The organism is Eisenbergiella sp. OF01-20 (assembly GCF_003478085.1).
GTDB lineage: Bacteria > Bacillota > Clostridia > Lachnospirales > Lachnospiraceae > Eisenbergiella.
Genome location: NZ_QUES01000002.1, coordinates 350,600 through 370,697, shown reverse-complemented (window position 1 = coordinate 370,697; position 20,098 = coordinate 350,600). Strand labels below are relative to the sequence as shown.

Annotated in this window: 19 protein-coding genes; 17 read left to right on the top strand and 2 right to left on the bottom strand. The window is 49.5% G+C overall.

Going from position 1 to position 20,098, the window contains the following annotated elements; genetic code table 11:
* Nucleotides 1-117: 117 nt before the first annotated feature.
* The 8 genes from DXA36_RS05195 to dnaJ all read left to right on the top strand — a co-directional run bounded on the left by DXA36_RS05195 (nt 118) and on the right by dnaJ (nt 10,071).
* A complete protein-coding gene (locus DXA36_RS05195) occupies nt 118-1,809 on the top strand; it encodes a Na/Pi cotransporter family protein (protein WP_118676978.1) in 1,692 nt (563 codons plus the stop codon).
* An 85-nt stretch (nt 1,810-1,894) separates the two neighbouring features.
* Nucleotides 1,895-2,611 carry a response regulator transcription factor gene (locus DXA36_RS05190; RefSeq protein ID WP_118677147.1) on the top strand — a complete coding sequence of 239 codons (717 nt, stop codon included), beginning with the start codon at nt 1,895-1,897 and terminating at the stop codon, nt 2,609-2,611.
* A 2-nt stretch (nt 2,612-2,613) separates the two neighbouring features.
* Nucleotides 2,614-4,026 (top strand): sensor histidine kinase, encoded by a 1,413-nt coding sequence (locus DXA36_RS05185; protein ID WP_118676976.1) that lies wholly within the window; start codon nt 2,614-2,616, stop codon nt 4,024-4,026.
* A 103-nt stretch (nt 4,027-4,129) separates the two neighbouring features.
* The gene (locus DXA36_RS05180; protein WP_118676974.1) at nt 4,130-4,666 is read left to right on the top strand and encodes a DUF6465 family protein; all 537 of its coding nucleotides are present in this window, start codon (nt 4,130-4,132) and stop codon (nt 4,664-4,666) included.
* Between the two features lie 370 nt (nt 4,667-5,036).
* Entirely contained in the window at nt 5,037-6,071 is a 1,035-nt protein-coding gene (gene hrcA / locus DXA36_RS05175) for a heat-inducible transcriptional repressor HrcA (RefSeq protein ID WP_118676972.1), read from the top strand.
* A 70-nt stretch (nt 6,072-6,141) separates the two neighbouring features.
* Nucleotides 6,142-6,861, top strand: a complete 720-nt coding sequence (gene grpE, locus DXA36_RS05170; protein WP_243114570.1) for a nucleotide exchange factor GrpE — start codon at nt 6,142-6,144, stop codon at nt 6,859-6,861.
* 58 nt (nt 6,862-6,919) lie between these two features.
* On the top strand, nt 6,920-8,794 hold the full coding sequence (dnaK, locus tag DXA36_RS05165) for a molecular chaperone DnaK (protein ID WP_118676970.1): 1,875 nt from the start codon (nt 6,920-6,922) through the stop codon (nt 8,792-8,794).
* Between the two features lie 101 nt (nt 8,795-8,895).
* Nucleotides 8,896-10,071, top strand: a complete 1,176-nt coding sequence (gene dnaJ, locus DXA36_RS05160; RefSeq protein WP_118676968.1) for a molecular chaperone DnaJ — start codon at nt 8,896-8,898, stop codon at nt 10,069-10,071.
* 82 nt (nt 10,072-10,153) lie between these two features.
* Here dnaJ and DXA36_RS05155 read toward each other — a convergent pair whose 3' ends face one another.
* The gene (locus tag DXA36_RS05155) at nt 10,154-11,320 is read right to left on the bottom strand and encodes an MFS transporter (protein ID WP_118676966.1); all 1,167 of its coding nucleotides are present in this window, start codon (nt 11,318-11,320) and stop codon (nt 10,154-10,156) included.
* A 148-nt stretch (nt 11,321-11,468) separates the two neighbouring features.
* Here DXA36_RS05155 and DXA36_RS05150 point away from each other — a divergent pair, with 148 nt between their 5' ends.
* From DXA36_RS05150 to thiI, 5 genes are all read left to right on the top strand, one after another.
* A complete protein-coding gene (locus tag DXA36_RS05150) occupies nt 11,469-12,086 on the top strand; it encodes an NUDIX domain-containing protein (RefSeq protein WP_118676964.1) in 618 nt (205 codons plus the stop codon).
* A 155-nt stretch (nt 12,087-12,241) separates the two neighbouring features.
* Nucleotides 12,242-13,231 carry a 50S ribosomal protein L11 methyltransferase gene (prmA, locus tag DXA36_RS05145; RefSeq protein ID WP_118676962.1) on the top strand — a complete coding sequence of 330 codons (990 nt, stop codon included), beginning with the start codon at nt 12,242-12,244 and terminating at the stop codon, nt 13,229-13,231.
* 19 nt (nt 13,232-13,250) lie between these two features.
* The gene (locus tag DXA36_RS05140; RefSeq protein ID WP_118676960.1) at nt 13,251-14,030 is read left to right on the top strand and encodes a 16S rRNA (uracil(1498)-N(3))-methyltransferase; all 780 of its coding nucleotides are present in this window, start codon (nt 13,251-13,253) and stop codon (nt 14,028-14,030) included.
* An 80-nt stretch (nt 14,031-14,110) separates the two neighbouring features.
* Nucleotides 14,111-15,271 (top strand): cysteine desulfurase family protein, encoded by a 1,161-nt coding sequence (locus DXA36_RS05135; protein WP_118676958.1) that lies wholly within the window; start codon nt 14,111-14,113, stop codon nt 15,269-15,271.
* 149 nt (nt 15,272-15,420) lie between these two features.
* The gene (thiI, locus tag DXA36_RS05130) at nt 15,421-16,614 is read left to right on the top strand and encodes a tRNA uracil 4-sulfurtransferase ThiI (protein WP_118676956.1); all 1,194 of its coding nucleotides are present in this window, start codon (nt 15,421-15,423) and stop codon (nt 16,612-16,614) included.
* Nucleotides 16,615-16,854: 240 nt separating this feature from the next.
* On the opposite strand, the gene DXA36_RS05125 is transcribed toward thiI, so the two are convergent.
* Nucleotides 16,855-17,085, bottom strand: a complete 231-nt coding sequence (locus tag DXA36_RS05125; protein WP_009251471.1) for an HPr family phosphocarrier protein — start codon at nt 17,083-17,085, stop codon at nt 16,855-16,857.
* A gap of 136 nt (nt 17,086-17,221) precedes the next feature.
* On the opposite strand from DXA36_RS05125, the gene mtaB reads away from it, so the two are divergent.
* From mtaB to DXA36_RS05105, 4 genes are all read left to right on the top strand, one after another.
* Nucleotides 17,222-18,694: a tRNA (N(6)-L-threonylcarbamoyladenosine(37)-C(2))-methylthiotransferase MtaB gene (gene mtaB, locus DXA36_RS05120; RefSeq protein ID WP_118677143.1), complete on the top strand. Its 1,473-nt coding sequence runs from the start codon at nt 17,222-17,224 to the stop codon at nt 18,692-18,694.
* Between the two features lie 103 nt (nt 18,695-18,797).
* A complete protein-coding gene (locus tag DXA36_RS05115; protein WP_009251469.1) occupies nt 18,798-19,073 on the top strand; it encodes an IreB family regulatory phosphoprotein in 276 nt (91 codons plus the stop codon).
* A gap of 129 nt (nt 19,074-19,202) precedes the next feature.
* Nucleotides 19,203-19,697: a Holliday junction resolvase RuvX gene (ruvX, locus tag DXA36_RS05110; protein WP_118676954.1), complete on the top strand. Its 495-nt coding sequence runs from the start codon at nt 19,203-19,205 to the stop codon at nt 19,695-19,697.
* Between the two features lie 123 nt (nt 19,698-19,820).
* Nucleotides 19,821-20,081: a DUF1292 domain-containing protein gene (locus tag DXA36_RS05105; RefSeq protein WP_118676952.1), complete on the top strand. Its 261-nt coding sequence runs from the start codon at nt 19,821-19,823 to the stop codon at nt 20,079-20,081.
* Nucleotides 20,082-20,098 lie beyond the last annotated feature (17 nt).

Below are 20,098 nucleotides of genomic sequence, written 5' to 3'. Positions count from 1 at the left end.
CAGAGTTACAACCAATGAAAAATAAATACCGCCCCGAAGCGGAATGAGGGAGAAGTCAGGATTTCGATTGCGTGAAAAGACAGCGATATCCGTTGACGAGGGCAGAGGAGAGTTGGAATGTCTATTAATGATGTAGGAATGTTGTTTTCATTCATCGGCGGCCTTGGCATGTTCCTTTACGGAATGAATATCATGGCTGACGGCCTTCAGAAATCAGCCGGGGGCAAGATGCAGAAGCTGATGGGATTTCTGACCAAGAACAGGCTGATGGCCATCCTTGTAGGAGCCGGAGTAACTGCGATTATTCAGAGCTCTTCCGCCACAACGGTCATGGTGGTAGGGTTTGTTAATGCCGGCATGCTGGAACTGGCACAGGCTGTGGGCGTGATTATGGGGGCCAACATCGGTACCACCATAACGGCCTGGATTGTTTCCATGAGCGAATGGGGCAGTATTATGAAGCCCGAGTTCTTTGCCCCTCTGTTATTGGGAATCGGTGCATTTCTGGTCCTTTTTACCAAGAGTGAAAAAAAGAAAAAAGTCGGGGAAATCCTCGTCGGCTTCAGTATTCTCTTTATCGGCTTGTCTTTCATGTCCGACGCCATCAAACCCTACCGGGATGCACCTGTCTTTGCGGACGCCTTTGCCGTGCTGGGTAAAAATCCTGTGCTTGCGATCCTGGCAGGCGCTGTGGTTACGGCTATCATTCAAAGCTCATCCGCTTCGGTGGGAATTCTCCAGACACTGGCCCTCAACGGGGTAGTGAACTGGCAGTCCGCCGTGTTTATCACGCTGGGCCAGAATATAGGAACCTGCGTAACCGCCCTGATATCCAGCGCGGGAGCCGGGAAAAATGCAAAAAGAGCCTCTATTATCCATCTGCTTTTCAATGTGATAGGAGCGGTCATTTTCGGAATTATCATGTTTATCCTCTTCCGGTTTAATCCGGTATGGGGTTCGTCAACCATAAACAGTGTGGAAATTTCCATATTCCATACCGTATTCAACGTACTCAACACCCTTATGCTCGTCCCTTTTGCGGATAAGCTCGTGAAGCTTTCTACCTATATAATAAGGGAGGACAAGTCCGAGGAACAGCCCGAGATCAGTGCATCCGGTGAAATGCGCAGACATCTGGACGAACGTATCCTGGGAAATCCCGCTTTTGCCATGGACGCTGTACTGGGGGAAGTGAATGTCATGGGACAGTCCACCCTGCTAAACCTGAAAAAATCCCTGGAGGGTATTGAAACGGGAAATAAGGAAACCATACGCTCCGTTTTTCAGAATGAAAAGATCATAAATGAAATGGAAAAGATTCTTACCGCGTTTCTGGTTCGGGTGGACAATCTTTCCCTTACCGAGGAACAGCATCAGGTGATCAAAAACCTGTTTTATACGGTAAGCGACCTGGAAAGGGTGGGCGACCATGCGGAAAACATCGCCGAACTGGCCGACAACATGCGCAAGGATGATGTTACCTTTTCCAAGAAAGGCTTCAAGGATTTGAAGCTTATAGCGGAGGAAACTATTCTCGCCCTGGAAAGCGCGCTGAAAGCAAGAGAACTTTCCAGTGCCAGCGATGCACTCCAGGAAGCCGATTACGAAAGGAATGTTGACAAGCTGGAGGATGAACTCCGGGAAAAGCATATCCAGCGTCTGTCCAAAGGAAAATGCGTCCCGGAAAGCGGCGTGGTATTCCTCGACCTGATCAGCAACCTGGAGAGGATAGCCGACCATGCTACCAATATAGCCGGTTATGTGGTGAGTGAATCCGGGAAAGCCCTTCCTGCTTTAGATGAAGAGTGATATACTGATAGCGTAAGCCGGTATGGGGCAGAAAGAACCCGGGATAGCGCCGAGAGTGCTTTTGCAGAAGAATGGAGAGGTAAGCATGCAGAAAATATTTGTTATTGAAGATGATGAGAATATCCGGAATCTTGTGAAAATTGCATTGGAAGGCTATGGCTATCAGGTCCTGTCTTTTGAAACGGCTGAGGAAGCCCTGGAGCTGGCGGGGAAGGAAAAACCGGATCTGGCGGTTTTTGACCTGATGCTTCCGGGGATGGACGGGCTTTCGGCCATCCGGCTTATCCGCGGCAGGGAGGATGAGATTAAGAATATCCCGATCATTGTCCTCACGGCTAAGGATAAGGAATACGATAAAGTGGTGGGCCTCGACGGGGGCGCAGATGATTATATAACGAAACCCTTCGGCGTGCTGGAACTGGCGGCCCGGATCCGTTCCCTTCTGCGGCGCGCGGCGGAACAGCAGCCTGTGCATGAAACGGGCAAGATTAAGATGGGCGGCCTGTCGGTGGATCCGGCGGCCCGGGAAGTGGTTATGAACGGGGATCCGGTTTCCCTTACTTATAAAGAATATGAACTGCTGATGTATCTCATTGATAACCGGGCCAGAGTGGTGGAACGGGATGAACTGCTGAATAAGCTGTGGGATTATTCCGCAGATATTGAAACAAGGACGCTGGACATTCATATCAGGACCCTGCGGCAGAAGCTGGGTGAGGAAGGAAGCAAATACATCAAAACAATCCGCAGCGTGGGATATCGGTTTGTGATTCCCCAGGAGAATGAAAATAAGGAAAATTAAACATGAAACGAGCAATTTTACTCCGGTTCGTAGCGATACTCATGCTGGCCCTTGCGGTCAGCAGTGTTTTTTCCTACTATTTTATAGGAAAGAACATGCTGAAAAACAACAGGGAGTCCATGATTAATACGATCCATGTGGTGGATTATTCCCTGGATTATGAAGGCGATCTGCAGGAGCAGCTCAGCAGTCTGCATAAAGCCACCATGGACGAGGAATCCCGGATTACGATTATCAGCGAAGACGGGACAGTGGTGGCGGATAATGAAATAGAACAGGTGGGAAAACTGGAAAATCATCTGGAACGGGAAGAGGTGAAGGAAGCCCTGGCAACCGGATCCGGCTTCGCAGCCAGGAATTCCGAGAGCCTGGGGCGCAGCCTGCTCTATGTGGCGGTGCATTCCGTAAAAGGCCCCTATGTGATCCGGATGTCGGTACCGTATACGAATATGCTGGATTATATGATTCTGATTTTTCCGCTCCTGCTTCTGGGTACCGGGATTGCTTTTGCCATGAGCGTTGTAATTGCCATACGGTTTACCAATACCATTACCACCCCCCTGAATGAAATTTCCAGGGAAATGGTGAAGGTGCGGGGAGAAAACCCCAGCTTTACCTTCCGGCAGTATAAATATAAGGAATTAAATGTGATATCCCAGACTACAATGAAAATGGCGGCGGAGATCCGCGAGCATATGGATCAGCTGGAAAAGGAAAAACGCATCCGCCAGGAATTTTTCAGCAACGCTTCCCATGAACTGAAAACACCCATTACCTCCGTCAAAGGATATGCGGAGCTGCTGGATCAGGGATTTGTGAAGGATGAGGCTACAAAAAAAGATTTTATTGCCCGTATCCTGAAGGAAACGGACAATATGACCAACCTTATCAACGATATCCTCATGATATCCCGCCTGGAAGCAAAGGAGGCCGAGGTGACCTATTCCATGGTGCGTATCGCCCCTCTGCTGACGGAAATCTTTGAATCTGCGGAACCTATTGCTGCGGAATATCAGGTTGCGCTTCATAAAGAATGCGAACCCCTCATCATAGAAGCCAGCGCCAAACAGCTGCGGGAGCTGATAATGAACCTGGTGAGCAACGGTATCAAATACAATCACCCCGGCGGAAACGTATGGGTGGAGATTTCTTCGGAGGGGAGCGACATGTGCATCCGCGTGAAGGATGACGGCTGCGGTATCAGCAAAGAGGATCAGGAGCGTATTTTCGAACGCTTTTACCGGGTGGATAAGGGACGCAGCAAAAAGATGGGCGGAACCGGCCTGGGGCTATCCATTGTGAAGCATATTGTGGAGTTCTACGGAGGCCATATCGGGCTGGCGAGCACTCCGGGAAAGGGTAGCTGCTTTACCGTAACAATTCCTTTTTCAGCGGAAAATAAGGCGAAAAGTTGACAACTGCGCGTCTTTGCGGTAAACTGAATTCTATATTCAGGTATATTACTGCTTTGTGTGTTGTGCTTGGACGAAGTACCTGGGTCTAAAGGAGGAGAAAATTATGGCAGAAATGAAGAAAAACGAAGCGAAGGAAACTGTGAAACCCGTTGAGAAAATTACTGCGAAAGCTGATGCACTGAAAATCGAAACCAAAGAGCCTGAAAAAACACCAGCAGTAAAAGCCGCTGTAAAAGAACCCGCAGAAAAGAAGGCACCTGCCAAAAAGGAGCCTGTTAAAAAAGAAACCGTAAAGAAAGCGCCTGTGAAGAAGGCACCTGCCAAAAAAACGGCTGAAAAGCCTGCAGCAGAAAAGACTGCCGCCGCCGCGAAACCTGCCGCCAAAAAAGCGCCTGTTAAGAAAGCGGCAGCTAAAACAGAGACGATGGAAACTATCGCATCCAAGGAAGTTGTTACCGTACAGTTTGCCGGTAAATCCTATTCCACAGAGGATCTTGTCAAGATCGCAAAGGATGTTTGGAAATATGATTTGGGCAGGGAGGAAGCTGATTTCAGGGAAGTTGAGCTTTATGTAAAACCGGAAGAAAGCAGTGTATACTATGTGATTAATGGGGATGTGACAGGAAGTTTTGCTATCTGACAGAAACCCGCAGGCCTGCAATAAAAATACATAGTTAGATTTCATGTAACTGTTCCGTACCTTCACAGTTACGAATTCATACAACTACACGTCATTTATACGCCGTATCCCCTGAAAGGCGGATTCCGATTCCGGTTTATCCAGCTTTTCAGTTTCACAGGGATACGGCGTTTCTTTTGCCGGAAGGAAGGCTGCTGCTGAACCGGAGGGCCTTTGTTTTCATCCGTTTTTCTTAAGATTCTTCACAATTTTTTCATTAATTTATTTCTAAAAACGAGTTGACAACGTATAGGAGAAGTGATAATGTATGTTCAGAAGGTGTTAGCACTCCTGAAGGTTGAGTGCTAACAACCCGAAATGAGGTGAGGTAATGCAGCACGAACTGGATGAACGCAAAATGAAAATTCTGCAGGCAATCATCCGTAACTATCTGGAGACAGGAGAACCGGTAGGGAGCAGGACGATTTCCAAATACACGGATTTGAACTTAAGTTCAGCCACGATTCGTAATGAGATGGCAGACCTGGAAGAACAGGGATACATCCTCCAGCCCCACACCTCCGCAGGCCGGATTCCTTCCGATAAAGGCTACCGGCTTTATGTTGACAGCATGCTGGCAGAAAAGGATCGGGAAGTGACGGAATTAAGAGAGCTTCTCGTGGAGAAAGAAGATAAGATGGACCATCTTCTCCGGCAGGTTGCAAAGGTTCTCGCAGTGAATACCAACTATGCGGCAATGATTTCATCGCCGCTTTATCATGGGAATAAGCTTAAGTTCATCCAGTTATCCAAGGTGGATGAACACCAGGTATTGGCGGTTATCGTGGTGGAAGGCAATATGATTAAGAACACCATGCTCCATGTGGACGAAGCGCCCGACCAGGAAACCATATTAAAATTAAATATCCTGCTGAATACCCACCTGAACGGGAAGAGCCTGGATGAGATTAATCTGGCGATGATAGCCAACCTGAAGCAGCAGGCAGGCATTCACAGCGATATGGTGGGCGAAATCATCGATGCGGTGGCGGAAGCCATACAGGCGGATGAGGATCTGGAGATTTATACGAGCGGCACCAATAATATCCTGAAATATCCGGAGCTTGCGGATAAGGAACTGGCAGGACAGCTTATTACCACTTTTGAAGAAAAACAGGCATTAAACCAAATCGTTCAGGAAACACTGGCTGATGAGAACAGTACGGGCATTCAGGTATATATCGGTAACGAAACACCGGTACAGACAATGAAGGACTGCAGCATAGTAACAGCCACCTACGAGCTGGGCGAAGGAATGAAAGGAACCGTCGGCATCATCGGGCCCAAACGTATGGATTACGACAAGGTTGTGGGAATCCTGAAGAATCTGATGACACAGCTGGATACGTTATATAAGAAAAAATAGATAACTGTGAACTACCGGACAGTTACAAAAATAGAAAGTGTCAGATACACAGAATGGAGTGAAGCAGAAGATGGAAAATAAAGATAACCGGAACCTGGAGGAAGAGATGGATACTGCTTCTGAGGCGAAGGCAGGAGAAGAAACAGCACAGGGGGCTTGCAAAACAGCGGATGCCGATCCGGCTGCGGACGCGGATAACGGCGTGGATTCTGCCGGAGAATGTGAAGCATGCAGCAGTGAGGAAGCGGACGGAGGGGAAGAAAGTTCCCCGGAAGATGATTCCGCACAGGATGACAGCCCGGCAGCTGAAAAAGAAGGCTTTTTTAAGAAAAAGAAAAAAGATAAAAAGGAAGAAGCTTTTAAGGCCAAAATTGATGAACTGGAAGACAGGGTAAAACGTCAGATGGCCGAATTTGAGAATTTCCGTAAGCGTACGGATAAAGAAAAGTCAGCAATGTTCGAAACCGGAGCAAAAAGCGTGATTGAAAAAATCCTCCCGGTGGTCGACAACTTTGAAAGAGGTTTGGCGGCCGTACCCGAAGATGAGAAGGGATCCGCTTTCGTGGAAGGTATGAACAAGGTATATAAACAGCTGATGACCGAACTGGATAATATGGGGGTTAAGCCCATTGAAGCGGCCGGTCAGGAATTCGACCCTAATTTCCATAATGCGGTCATGCATGTGGAGGATGAGGCGTACGGTGAGAATATTGTGGCCGAGGAATTCCAGAAGGGTTATACCTATCACGATACTGTGGTAAGACACAGTATGGTTAAAGTGGCAAATTAAGTATTTCAGGCACTGCCTGATGAAATAGCCGCAAAAAGCGGTAGAATGGAGGAGACTTATGAGCAAAATTATCGGTATCGACTTAGGTACAACAAATAGCTGTGTTGCAGTTATGGAAGGTGGTAAACCCACCGTTATCGCCAACGCGGAGGGCGCAAGAACAACTCCCAGTGTGGTTGCATTTACAAAGACCGGCGAAAGGCTGGTAGGCGAGCCTGCAAAGCGTCAGGCGGTAACCAATGCGGACAGAACCGTTGCTTCCATCAAAAGACATATGGGAAGCGATTACAAGGTTGACATTGACGGAAAGAAATATTCCCCTCAGGAAATTTCCGCAATGATTCTCCAGAAACTGAAAGCGGATGCTGAGAACTATCTTGGTGAAAAGGTGAATGAAGCGGTAATTACCGTACCTGCTTATTTCAACGATGCACAGCGCCAGGCTACCAAGGATGCAGGAAAGATCGCAGGCCTGGATGTAAAGCGTATCATCAATGAGCCTACCGCAGCAGCCCTTGCTTATGGTCTGGATAATGAAAAAGAACAGAAAATCATGGTATACGACCTGGGCGGCGGTACCTTCGACGTTTCCATCATCGAAATCGGTGACGGTGTCATCGAAGTTCTTGCAACGAACGGCGATACCCGTCTGGGCGGCGATGATTTTGACAATAAGATTATTGACTGGATGGTAAGTGAATTCAGGAAGCAGGAAGGCATTGACTTATCCGGCGATAAGATGGCTATGCAGAGACTCCGGGAAGCGGCTGAAAAAGCGAAGAAAGAGCTTTCCAGTGCAACCACCACCAACATCAACCTTCCTTTCATCACAGCAACTGCGGATGGACCGAAGCACTTTGATATGGACCTGACGAGAGCGAAATTCGACGAGCTTACCCATGACCTGGTGGAAAGAACGGCTATTCCCGTTCAGAATGCCCTCAAGGATGCCGGCGTAACCGCATCCGAGCTGGGGAAGGTACTTCTTGTAGGCGGTTCCACACGTATTCCTGCCGTACAGGATAAGGTAAAATTAATGACAGGCCATGAGCCGAGCAAGACGCTGAACCCGGATGAATGTGTTGCTATCGGTGCTTCCGTTCAGGGCGGCAAGCTGGCCGGTGATGCAGGCGCAGGCGATATTCTTCTTCTTGATGTTACGCCTCTGTCCCTGTCCATCGAAACCATGGGCGGCGTGGCGACAAGGCTGATTGAAAGAAATACAACAATTCCTACCAAGAAGAGCCAGATTTTCTCCACCGCAGCAGACAACCAGACTGCAGTAGACATCAACGTTCTTCAAGGGGAAAGACAGTTTGCAAAGGATAATAAGTCCCTCGGACAGTTCAGGCTGGACGGGATCCCGCCGGCAAGACGCGGAGTGCCTCAGATTGAAGTTACCTTTGATATTGATGCCAACGGTATCGTAAATGTATCCGCCAAGGATTTGGGTACAGGGAAAGAACAGCACATCACTATTACAGCCGGTTCCAACATGTCCGAAGACGACATCAGCAAGGCTGTAAAGGAAGCTGCTGAATACGAAGCACAGGATAAGAAGAGAAAAGAAGCAATTGACGCCAGAAATGAAGCGGATTCCTTCGTATTCCAGACCGAAAAAGCTCTGGAGGATGTGGGAGATAAGATTCCTGAAGCCGATAAGGCAAGCGTACAGGCAGATCTGAGCGCACTGAAAGCTCTGCTGGATCAGACCAAGGATCAGGAAATGACAGAATCCCAGGTTGCAGACATGAAGGCAGCGCAGGAAAAACTGATGCAGAGTGCACAGACCCTGTTCTCCAAGGTTTACGAGCAGGCTCAGGCAGCAGGCGGCGCAGGCCCGGATATGGGCGGCGCGGCGGATGCAGGCGCAGCTGACACAGGCTCCGCACCGGAAGATGATGTAATCGACGGTGATTTCAGAGAGGTTTAAGCTTAAAAAATACAACACTAGGGGGCACTGCAGTGTCCCTTAGTGTTGCGTTCAGATAATAGTGATTCTGCTGTGTTGAGGCAGAACCAAGGGAGGCAATTATGGCGGAACAAAAGAGAGATTATTATGAGGTCTTAGGCATTGAGAAAAATGCCGATGACGCAGCCATTAAAAAAGCATACAGAGTCCTCGCCAAAAAATACCATCCTGATATGAATCCGGGAGATGCGGAGGCTGAAAAGAAGTTTAAGGAAGCATCAGAGGCATATGCGGTGCTGAGTGATCCTGAAAAAAGGAGACAGTATGACCAGTTCGGCCATGCGGCCTTTGACGGGGGTGCCGGTGGCGGCGGCTTCGGCGGCTTTGATTTTAACAGTGCAGACTTCGGCGATATTTTCGGTGATATCTTTGGCGATTTCTTTGGCGGCGGTTCGCGCAGAAGCGGCAGGGCCAGCAATGCCCCCATGAAAGGGGCTAATTTACGTACCAGTGTCCATATAACCTTTGAAGAGGCGGTATTCGGCACTGCCAAGACCATTGAGCTAAATGTAAAAGAAGAATGTAAGACCTGTCACGGAACAGGAGCGAAGCCGGGAACGCAGCCTATTACCTGTCCCAAGTGCGGCGGTAAAGGCCAGGTGGTATTTACCCAGCAGTCCTTCTTCGGGACGGTGCGTAACGTTCAGACCTGTCCGGACTGTAATGGTACCGGCAAGGTGATAAAAGAAAAATGTACGGATTGCCATGGAAGCGGCTATGTTCCCATGAAAAAGCGCTTTGAAGTGGATATTCCCGCAGGAATTGACAATGGCCAGTGCAAGCGGCTCGCAGGCATGGGAGAACCCGGCGTAAACGGCGGACCCAGAGGTGATGTGCTTGTGGAAGTGATTGTAGGCCGTCATCCCATTTTCCAGCGTCAGGATTATAATATCTATTCCACGGTACCTGTATCCTTTGCCGTAGCCGCGCTGGGCGGTGAAGTAGTCATCGATACGGTGGACGGAAAGGTGATTTATGATGTGAAGCCTGCGACGCAGACGGATACCAAGATCCGGCTGAAAGGCAAGGGCGTGCCCAACCTCCGCAACAAAGAGGTGAGAGGCGATCATTATGTAACCCTTGTGGTCCAGGTGCCTGATAAGCTTTCCGGCGAAGCGAAGGAGCTGTTGAAGAAATTCGACGAGGCGTCCGGTGACAGCCTGAATGCGGCAAAGAAGATGGGCGAAAATGGTGCCCCGGAAGGGAAAGAAAAAAAGAAAAAAGGATTCTGGAAGTAGGAAATATACGTATCCGGATTATTGACGGTCGGCACAGGCGGTGTCCCTTTCAGGGAAGCACAGCCTGTGCCGGCTGTTTTTTCTATACTTCTGTTTTACTTTTCAGCTTTTCGGCCGTTATAGCCATAAGGATAACGAACAGGAGAAGGAAAACGGGGAACAGACGCACATTCACATATTGGGCGATAAGCCCGAACAAAGGAGGCATGAACGTGCTCCCCACATAAGCGCAGGCCATCTGGATTCCCATGATGGCCTGGGAATTGTTCCGGCCGAAGTTAGCGGGGGTGGCATGGAGCAGGCTGGGATATATAGGGGCGCAGCCCAGGCCAATGAGAAAATAGCCTCCGCATATAGCCGGAGATCCGAAAGGCAGACAGAGAACAAGAATACCGGCCAGAGCTATTGCCTGGCCCAGACGTACCATATTCCTGTCGGATACTTTCATGGAAAGAAAACCGCTGACAAGACGGCCGAAGGTGATCCCGAAATAGAACAGGGAAGTCCATTGGGCAGCTTTTTCCGCAGGGATTCCTCTGGCAAGTACGAAATAGCTGCTTCCCCACAGCCCTGCCGAGGCTTCCAGGGCACAATAGCCGAAGAAGCAGAGCAGGGCCGGCTTGGCCCCGGGAAGCTTTACTACCTGGGAAAAAGAAAGGGAGGAATTCTGTGTTTCCTGTTCCGTCGGATCGGTCCCGTTCTGCTGTTTTTTCCACAAAGGAAGTGAAAGAAAAAGAAACAGAGTGAGAGTGATCTGGATCAGGGCAATAATCAGGTAGCCGCTGTGCCAGCTGTTTCCCCGGTTCAGGAAGAGTGACATGATAAAAGGGCCGGCGGTTGCCCCGATTCCCCAGAAGCAGTGGAGCCAGCTCATATGATGTGCCTTATAATGAAGAGCCACAAAGTTATTCAGGGCGGCATCCACACTTCCCGCCCCCAGGCCGTAGGGAACGGCAAGAAGGCAGAGAAGCCAGGCGGAATGGGACGCGGAGAAGCCGAGCAGGGCGGCCGCCGTCATAAATACACTGACGGCGGTGACAAGGCCGGTCCCCAGGCGCCGTATAATTTTTTCACTGAAAAAGCTGGAAATAATGGTTCCTCCTGCAATAATCATGGAAATGACACCGGCAAAAGAAACCGGGACCTGAAGCTCCCCATACATAACGGGCCAGGCGGAGCCAAGCAGAGAATCCGGCAGCCCCAGGCTGATAAAGGATATGTAAATAATTAGCAGCAATAAAGTCATCATGACGTTTTTCCTTTCAAGACTGTATTCATACTTAATAAATATACTTAATTAAGATATGCCTCTTGATTATAAAAGACAAGGTATCTGGTGTCAAGAGAAGTGCTGTGTTAAAATAAAGAAAATGTGTACGGCAGAGTGGAGGAAAGGTATGGAATTAGTGGATAAAAACGGCCTTACGGAGGCGGAGTTTCTTAAGGATTACCGGCCCCGTGATTATGAACGTCCGTCCGTAACCGTGGACATGCTGATTTTCGCTGTGGATAACCGGGGTGAAAATGTCAGGCTCCTGTTGATAAAACGGAAAAACCACCCCTTTCTGGGGTGCTGGGCGCTGCCCGGAGGATTTGTGGAGATGGGGGAGTCCCTTCGGGAGGCCGCAGCACGGGAGCTGGAAGAGGAAACCGCAGTTAAGGGAATGTATCTGGAGCAGCTGTATACCTTCGGGGAGGTCGAACGGGATCCCCGTACCCGGATCATTTCTGTAGCGTATATAGCTGTGGTGGATGGGAACGGCCTGAAGATACAGGCCGGGGATGATGCGGCCCGGGCCGCCTGGTTCCGGGTTTGGAAGGAAACGGATGAGGATGGGGAACGGATTAGCCTGGAATCGGACGAAGCGGGTGTCTGTTTTTCTTATCGTGTGGAGAAACATGAAGGGCAGGAGTACCAATGCAGGCCTTTATTTGATACGGCTGCAGAGAGGGGGCTGGCGTTTGACCATGCGGAAGCGGTACGTATGGGATTGGACAGGCTCTTTTCCATGTAACAGGAACCGGGGGGAAACCGGGGGGAAATTCCCCAAAATCCTTGTGGTTGGCTGTTCTTTGTGTTAAGATAATTAACTGGTATGTAGTTAACGGGGCTTACCGGAGGAAGAGAAAGATCCGGAAACCAGGGAACCGTTGTTAGGAGCAGGGAAAGATGAAGTGGAAGAAATTTAAAATAAAAACGGTAACGGATGCGGAAGATATTATTATAAGCACACTTTATGACATTGGCCTGGAGGGTGCGCAGATAGAAGACAAGGTGCCGCTAACCGCGGCGGAGAAGGAGCAGATGTTTGTGGATATCCTTCCGGAAGGTCCGGCAGACGACGGGATAGCCTGGCTCAGTTTTTTTGTAGAGGAAACAGAGGACGGACGGCTTCAGGTGAATGGTGGGGATACGGATGAGCAGGCCGTGATGGAGAGCGTGCAGAAGGAGCTGGACGGGCTGCGCGCGTTCTGTGATATCGGGGAAGGCAGCATTACGGTGGAGGAAACAGAGGATATTGACTGGATCAATAACTGGAAACAGTATTTCCACCAGTTTTATATAGATGATATCCTTGTTATTCCTTCCTGGGAAGAGGTGGAAAAGCAGGATGAGGGCAGAATGGTGCTTCATATCGATCCGGGAACGGCTTTCGGGACGGGAATGCATGAAACTACCCAGCTCTGTATCCGGCAGCTTAAAAAGTATGTGACGCCGGATACGGCGCTTCTGGATGTGGGGACCGGCAGCGGGATTCTGGGAATCCTGGCCCTCATGTTCGGTGCACGAAACGTTGTGGGCACGGATCTGGATATCTGCGCCGTGGAAGCGGTGCGGGAAAATCTGGAATCCAACCATATCGATCCGGACAGGTTTGAGATGATGATAGGGAATATCATCACGGAAACGGAAATCCAGGACAGGGTGGGATACGGCTGTTATGATATTGTGGCGGCCAATATTCTGGCGGATGTGCTTGTAGCCCTTTCACCGGTCATCGTAAACCAGCTGAAGCCGGGCGGGATTTATATTACTTCAGGAATTATTGATGATAAGGAAAGCGTGGTAGTGGAAGCGGTGAAGGCGGCAGGGCTGGAAGTGCTGGAGGTAACCTGTCAGGGTGAATGGGTGGGAGTGACTGCCAGAAAGCCCCTGTGACAGGAGAAACGGATAGAGGATGTATCAGTTTTTTGTGGACCCCGGGCAAATACAGGGAAAAAGAGTCACGATTACCGGGAGTGACGTAAATCATATAAAGAATGTGCTTCGTATGCGTATCGGGGAAGAAATCGCAGTCAGCAACGGGAAAGACGGCCTGGAGTACCGGTTCGGGATTGATGAAATCCTGGAGGATGAAGTGATCGGTACGCTGCGGTTTGTAAAAGAGGACGGGCTGGAGCTTCCCTCCAGGATTTACCTGTTCCAGTGTCTGCCCAAGGCGGATAAAATGGAACTGGTGATCCAGAAAGCGGTGGAACTGGGAGCCTATGCGGTAATTCCGGTAGCGGCCAAGCGCTGTGTGGTGAAGCTGGATGCCAAAAAAGAAAAGAACAAGCTTGCCAGATGGCAGGGAATCTCAGAGGCGGCGGCCAAGCAAAGCAAACGCCGGATCGTGCCGGAGGTCATGCCGGTTATGGCAATGGGGGAAGCGCTGCAGTTTGCGGCAGATATGGATGTGAAGCTTTTTCCCTATGAGCTGGCAGAAGGAATGGCTAAGACAAAGGAGCTTATCGGAACTATCCGTCCCGGGCAGTCGGTGGCCGTTTTTATCGGACCGGAGGGCGGTTTTGAGGACAGCGAGGTGGAAGCAGCTTCTGCCTGCGGGTTTGTGCCTGTGACGCTGGGGAGGCGCATTCTCCGTACGGAAACAGCCGGATTTACGGTGCTTTCCTGGATTATGTACCAACTGGAAGGGGAAGGGCCTGAGGGTTCCCAATTAGGGCAGTCAGACATATAATAAGGTAGGCGGATTCCGAAACAGGAGTCCGCGCTTCATTCCTGCGGGCAAAATCAAATACAGAAAGTTGGGAAAAAATTATGGAATGCTATCTGGATAATTCCGCTACCACGCAGTGCTTTGACAGTGTGGCGGCTATCATGACCAGGGTCATGTGTCAGGACTATGGCAATCCATCCAGTATGCACATGAAAGGAGTGCAGGCAGAGCAGTATCTGCGCTATGCCAAAGATGTGATTGCAAGAACACTGAAGGTAAATGAAAAGGAGATCTTTTTTACTTCAGGGGGAACGGAGTCTGATAATCTTGCCCTCATCGGATGTGCTTTTGCAAACTGCCGGGCCGGAAGGCACCTGATCACCACATCTATTGAACACCCTGCCATTCTGCAGACCATGCAGTATCTGGAGGGACAGAGTTTTGAAGTAACTTATCTGCCGGTGGACGGCTTTGGACGGATTCGGCTTGAGGATTTACAGTATGCTATGAGACCGGATACAATCCTGGTATCGATTATGCATACGAACAACGAAATCGGCTCCCTGCAGCCTGTTGCGGAAGCGGGGATGCTGATTAAGCGGATGAATCCCGGAACCCTGTTCCATGTGGATGCGGTTCAGGGATTCGGAAAGTTCAGGATCCTGCCGAAAAAAATGGGAATTGACCTGCTGTCGGTAAGCGGTCATAAGATTCATGGTCCCAAGGGTGTCGGTTTCCTTTATATCAGTGAAAAGGTGAAGATACAGCCGATTATTTTCGGGGGAGGCCAGCAGAGAGGGATGCGTTCCGGTACGGAAAATGTACCGGGAATAGCAGGGATTGCAAAGGCCACGGAAGAGATGTATGCCAATCTGGAAGGCGATGTGAACCGGCTGTATGCGCTGAAGGAGATGTTCATAGAAGGCGTGACGCAGCTGGATGGGGTACGGGTGAACGGCCTGACCGGACGGGACAGTGCCCCCCATGTAATCAGTGTTTCCTTCCTGGGGATCCGGAGTGAGGTTTTACTGCATGCGCTGGAGGAACGGGGGATCTATGTCTCTTCCGGAAGTGCCTGTTCTTCCAATAAGCCGGGGACAGCTGCATCGGCAACCCTGAGGGCTATCGGGCTGGATAAGGAGCTTATGGGATCCACGCTTCGTTTCAGCCTGTCGGTATTTACTACGGAAGAGGAAATCCAATATACGTTGAACGCGCTGTATGAGATTGTACCCATGCTGCGCAGATTTACAAGAAGGTAGGACCGGTATCCGGCCGTACAGGACGGAGAAAAGCACTGCGTTGTACCAACGCAGTGCAGATGCCGGTGGCAGCCGGTCTTTCGGAAGGGGAAAACCGGAGTTACAGTTCATATAGGTCTGCGCATTTACGGCGCAGTGGAGGATAAGATATGGTATTTAAGGCATTTCTGATAAAGTATGCGGAAATTGGTGTAAAAGGTAAAAATAGAGGTATTTTTGAGGATGCCCTGGTGAGGCAGATCCGGTATGCCCTGAAGCGATGTGAAGGGCAGTTTGCTGTGCATCGTACCAGGGGCAGGATCTATGTGGACGTGCTGTCTGAAGAGTATGATTATGATGAGACAGTGGAGCATCTGAAGAAGGTTTTCGGCATTGCGGATATCTGCCCGATGGTGCAGGTGGAGGATGAAGGGTTTGAAAAGCTGTGCGGGACCCTGGTGCAGTATATGGATGAGGTTTATGCGGACAAGCATCTGACCTTTAAGGTGAATGCAAGAAGGGCGCGGAAGAATTACCCGCTGGATTCCATGACGATAAACGGCCAGGTGGGCGGAGTGCTTTTGGATGCATTTCCGGAAATGAAGGTGGATGTGCATAAGCCGGATGTCATGCTTCATATAGAAATCAGGGAAAAAATTTATATATATTCCATAGAAATCCCGGGGCCGGGCGGTATGCCGGTGGGTACAAACGGGAAGGGGATGCTGCTGCTGTCGGGAGGGATTGATTCGCCGGTGGCAGGATATATGATCGCCAAAAGAGGGGTAAAGATCGATGCGGTTTATTTCCATGCTCCGCCGTATACCAGTGAGAGGGCGAAGCAGAAGGTGGTGGATCTGGCGAAGCAGGTAGCGAAGTACAGCGGCCCGATTTATCTGCATGTGGTGAATTTTACGGATATCCAGCTTCATATTTATGAGAAGTGTCCTCATGATGAGCTGACGATTCTTATGAGGCGGTATATGATGCGGATCGCGGAGAAGATCGCCGGAGATACGGAGTGTCTGGGCCTGATTACGGGTGAAAGCATCGGACAGGTGGCGTCTCAGACGATGCAGTCCCTGGCGGCTACGGATGATGCCTGCTCCATGCCGGTATACAGGCCGCTGATAGGGATGGATAAGCAGGAGATTATCGATATATCGGAGAAGATCGGGACGTATGAAACTTCGATACTGCCGTTTGAGGATTGCTGTACGATCTTTGTGGCAAAGCATCCGGTGACGAAGCCGAACCTGAATGTGATCCGGAAGCATGAGAAGTTTTTGGGAGAGAAGATCGGGGAGCTGGTGGAGACGGCTTTGGAGACGAAGGAAATGATAGTTGTGGGGGCGGATGCGTAGGGCGGCGCCTGTCACACACAGAGAAGAGAGGATGGGGGTACGGTAAGCCGCCCTGTGCAAAAAGAAAAATAAAAACTGCCCGGAATGCAGATAATGGTAAATTTTTATCTGTATTCCGGTCAGCTTTCATTTTTTCTTTGCACCCGGCAGCAATTATAAAAAAAGACAAGCCCCCTCCTAATTGCGCAGGTTCTTGCCCTTTTTTCCATCATTGTTTTACTGGAAAGTGGTGGAGGGTAATTAAACCATGTAGGGCTTAAGTACTTCCAGAACTTCGTCAGAGTTATCCTCAGCATGGATGTTCAGATCAATCGGCTTGGATAAGTCGAGGCTGAAGATGCCCATAATTGATTTTGCGTCGATTACGTATCTTCCGGATACTAAATCAAAGTCATAATCAAATTTGGTAATGTCATTTACAAATGATTTTACCTTATCAATGGAATTTAATGAAATCTTAACGGTTTTCATTTTGTTTTACCTCCTTATTTGTTGAACAACTATATCCGGTAGAACGGTTATGTTGTCTTATACCTTCTGCTTACATATTAAAGGGAAGGGGGGTAAAAGTCAAGCATCAAACATGACAAAAATAGTGGGGAATAATATGAAAAGTGTAGCATTACATAATTTGGGCTGTAAAGTTAATGCCTATGAATTAGAGGTTATCGGGCAAAACTTACAAGAAAGCGGATATTTAATTGTACCATTTGATAAAAAAGCGGATATATATATCGTAAATACGTGTACTGTGACTAATATCGCGGACCGGAAAAGCAGGCAGATGCTGCACCGGGCGAAGAAACAAAACCCGGATGCAGTGGTGGTTGCAGTGGGGTGTTATGTGCAGACGGGGAAGGAAGAAGCGCTGCTGGACGGGAGTATCGATCTGGCTGTGGGGAACAACCGGAAAAAGGATCTTCTCCCGATTCTGGAGGCTTTTCTGGAGGAACGTGAACGGAATAAAGGGGAGGGGGGCACAGGCGATGCGGCTGACGTGAAAACGCTTCATCATACGTCCGTGGTGGATATCTCCTGTGAAGCGGAATATGAAGAAATGTCCCTTTCGAGTTGGAACAGGCAGGATGGGAAAGAATCCGGGGATGATTTTTCCCCCAGGGATGAAAGATCATCCCTGCGTACCAGGGCATATATCAAAATTCAGGATGGCTGTAATCAGTTTTGCTCCTATTGCATCATCCCCTATGCCCGGGGACGGGTGCGCAGCCGGAAGCAGGAGGATATTCTGCGGGAAGTCCGGGGGCTTGCACGGGAAGGGTATAAAGAGATCGTTTTTACCGGCATTCATATCAGTTCCTACGGTATGGACTTTATTGATAAGACGGACGGCGATTATCTGGAAAGCGGAAAAGATCTGCGTGGGACGGCTATGGAAAGGGCTTATCTGCTGAACCTTGTGCGGGAAATTGCCGGGGTGGACGGAATCGAAAGGATCCGGCTTGGCTCGCTGGAGCCGCGTATCATTACGGAAGAGTTTGCAGCGGGGCTGGCGGCGGTTCCCAAGGTTTGCCCGCATTTTCATCTTTCCCTGCAGAGCGGATGTGATGAAACTTTAAAAAGAATGAATAGGCATTATACGACAGAGGAATACTATGACAAGGTAAAGCTGCTGCGCAGGGTATTCAAAAATCCGGCGGTTACCACGGATGTGATCACAGGGTTCCCGGGAGAAACGGAAGAGGAATTTGCCGTAACCAGACGGTTTTTGGAAAAAGTGGACTTTTTTGAAATGCATGTTTTCAAGTATTCCAGGCGTCAGGGGACTGTGGCGGCCGCCATGGAAGATCAGGTGCCGGAGCCGGTTAAGACGGTGAGGAGCGGGGAACTGCTGAAGCTGGAAAAGAAACAGTCCGCTGCATACCGTGAGGGCTACATAGGGAAAGAAGTTACTGTTTTAACGGAAGAAGCCAGGGAAATTGAGGGCAGGGTATACCGTATCGGCCATACGGATACGTATGTAAAAGCTGCCGTGCCGGGCGCTTTGGCGGGCGGCAATATGCTGGTGACAGGAAAGGCCGCCGGGCTGCTGACAGAAGAAATCCTTCTGCTTGAGCTATAACGGATATCACGGTACACATTTTAAATACGTTGAAATTTTTCACAAAGTAGAGTAAGATAATAAGGAACAGGTATTTTGACAGTAAGACGGAATGGAGTTTAGAATGCAGGACCAGGATTTTGGCAGCACACAGTATTTTAAAGTGGAAAAGGAACCGGAGAACGGAGTGAAGGTCATTCTGGCTGCGGTTTATGAGGCACTTACGGAAAAGGGCTACAACCCGGTTGACCAGATAGTGGGATATATTATGTCCGGAGATCCGACCTATATTACCAGCCATAAGAATGCCCGGGGCATGATCATGCGCGCGGAGCGGGACGAGCTGGTGGAAGAGATGCTCAAGGAATATATTAAAAATAATAACTGGGACAGGCAGTAAACCAGAGCATGATTGAAAATTGAGGGAATGAGTATTCAGTCATGCTCCAGGGTGCCATTTACTCTGTACCGGATGCGTCGGCGTCCGGTGCCGGTTTTTTGCGCCGTATCAGAAAAGGACGGGTAATGTATGCGTATTATGGGACTGGATTTCGGGTCAAAGACGGTGGGAGTTGCCATCAGTGACCCTTTATTGATTACTGCTCAGGGAATCGAAATTGTCCGCAGGAAAGAAGAAAACAAGCTTCGCCAGACGCTGGCCAGGATTGAAGAACTGATACTGGAATATGAAGTGAAGGAAATCGTGCTGGGATATCCCAAGCATATGAACGATTCGGAAGGTGACCGCGTGGCCCTGACCAAGGAATTTGCGGAGAAGCTGATGCGGCGTACCGCGCTTCCTATTACCTTCTGGGACGAGCGTCTCACTACAGTGGCGGCTGACCGCACCATGATGGAAGCGGGAATCCGCAGGGAAAACAGAAAAGAGCATGTGGATCGCATCGCTGCCGTGCTCATCCTGCAGGGATATCTGGATTATCGAAGAAACAGGCAGGACGGCGTGCTGGAGCAGGCCGTAACCAAAGAGGAAAAAAGCGGGATTCCTATGGAACCTGGCCTGTAAGGAGCCGTAAAACCTGGCCTGAAAGGTGCCATAAAACCTGGTTTATGAGGTTCTATAGAACCCGGTTTACAGGGCAGTGAGAAACAGAAGAACCGGAACTTATATAGAAAGCGGGAAATAATATTGGATAAAATTGAATTTTGCCTGGAAGACGGTGAAAAAGCTGAGTTTTACGTATTGGAGCAGACAAGACTGGGCGGCTGTGATTATATCCTGGTCACCGATTCGGTGGATGAAGAAGAGGGGGAGGCCCTGATTCTGAAGGATATATCAGCTCCTGAAGATAAAGATGCCATCTATGAAATCGTGGATGATGAACGTGAATTGGATGCGGTGGCAGAGATTTTTTCCGATATGCTTGAGGATATTGACCTGGAGAAATAATCCAGGAGGTAGCATAC

What these genes read in the sequence shown, in the direction of transcription:
- DXA36_RS05195 (WP_118676978.1), top strand. Translation starts at nt 118, where the DNA reads ATGTCTATTAATGATGTAGGAATGTTGTTTTCATTCATCGGCGGCCTT.
- DXA36_RS05190 (WP_118677147.1), top strand. Translation starts at nt 1,895, where the DNA reads ATGCAGAAAATATTTGTTATTGAAGATGATGAGAATATCCGGAATCTT.
- DXA36_RS05185 (WP_118676976.1), top strand. Translation starts at nt 2,614, where the DNA reads ATGAAACGAGCAATTTTACTCCGGTTCGTAGCGATACTCATGCTGGCC.
- DXA36_RS05180 (WP_118676974.1), top strand. Translation starts at nt 4,130, where the DNA reads ATGGCAGAAATGAAGAAAAACGAAGCGAAGGAAACTGTGAAACCCGTT.
- hrcA (WP_118676972.1), top strand. Translation starts at nt 5,037, where the DNA reads ATGCAGCACGAACTGGATGAACGCAAAATGAAAATTCTGCAGGCAATC.
- grpE (WP_243114570.1), top strand. Translation starts at nt 6,142, where the DNA reads ATGGAAAATAAAGATAACCGGAACCTGGAGGAAGAGATGGATACTGCT.
- dnaK (WP_118676970.1), top strand. Translation starts at nt 6,920, where the DNA reads ATGAGCAAAATTATCGGTATCGACTTAGGTACAACAAATAGCTGTGTT.
- dnaJ (WP_118676968.1), top strand. Translation starts at nt 8,896, where the DNA reads ATGGCGGAACAAAAGAGAGATTATTATGAGGTCTTAGGCATTGAGAAA.
- DXA36_RS05155 (WP_118676966.1), bottom strand. Translation starts at nt 11,320, where the DNA reads ATGATGACTTTATTGCTGCTAATTATTTACATATCCTTTATCAGCCTG.
- DXA36_RS05150 (WP_118676964.1), top strand. Translation starts at nt 11,469, where the DNA reads ATGGAATTAGTGGATAAAAACGGCCTTACGGAGGCGGAGTTTCTTAAG.
- prmA (WP_118676962.1), top strand. Translation starts at nt 12,242, where the DNA reads ATGAAGTGGAAGAAATTTAAAATAAAAACGGTAACGGATGCGGAAGAT.
- DXA36_RS05140 (WP_118676960.1), top strand. Translation starts at nt 13,251, where the DNA reads ATGTATCAGTTTTTTGTGGACCCCGGGCAAATACAGGGAAAAAGAGTC.
- DXA36_RS05135 (WP_118676958.1), top strand. Translation starts at nt 14,111, where the DNA reads ATGGAATGCTATCTGGATAATTCCGCTACCACGCAGTGCTTTGACAGT.
- thiI (WP_118676956.1), top strand. Translation starts at nt 15,421, where the DNA reads ATGGTATTTAAGGCATTTCTGATAAAGTATGCGGAAATTGGTGTAAAA.
- DXA36_RS05125 (WP_009251471.1), bottom strand. Translation starts at nt 17,085, where the DNA reads ATGAAAACCGTTAAGATTTCATTAAATTCCATTGATAAGGTAAAATCA.
- mtaB (WP_118677143.1), top strand. Translation starts at nt 17,222, where the DNA reads ATGAAAAGTGTAGCATTACATAATTTGGGCTGTAAAGTTAATGCCTAT.
- DXA36_RS05115 (WP_009251469.1), top strand. Translation starts at nt 18,798, where the DNA reads ATGCAGGACCAGGATTTTGGCAGCACACAGTATTTTAAAGTGGAAAAG.
- ruvX (WP_118676954.1), top strand. Translation starts at nt 19,203, where the DNA reads ATGCGTATTATGGGACTGGATTTCGGGTCAAAGACGGTGGGAGTTGCC.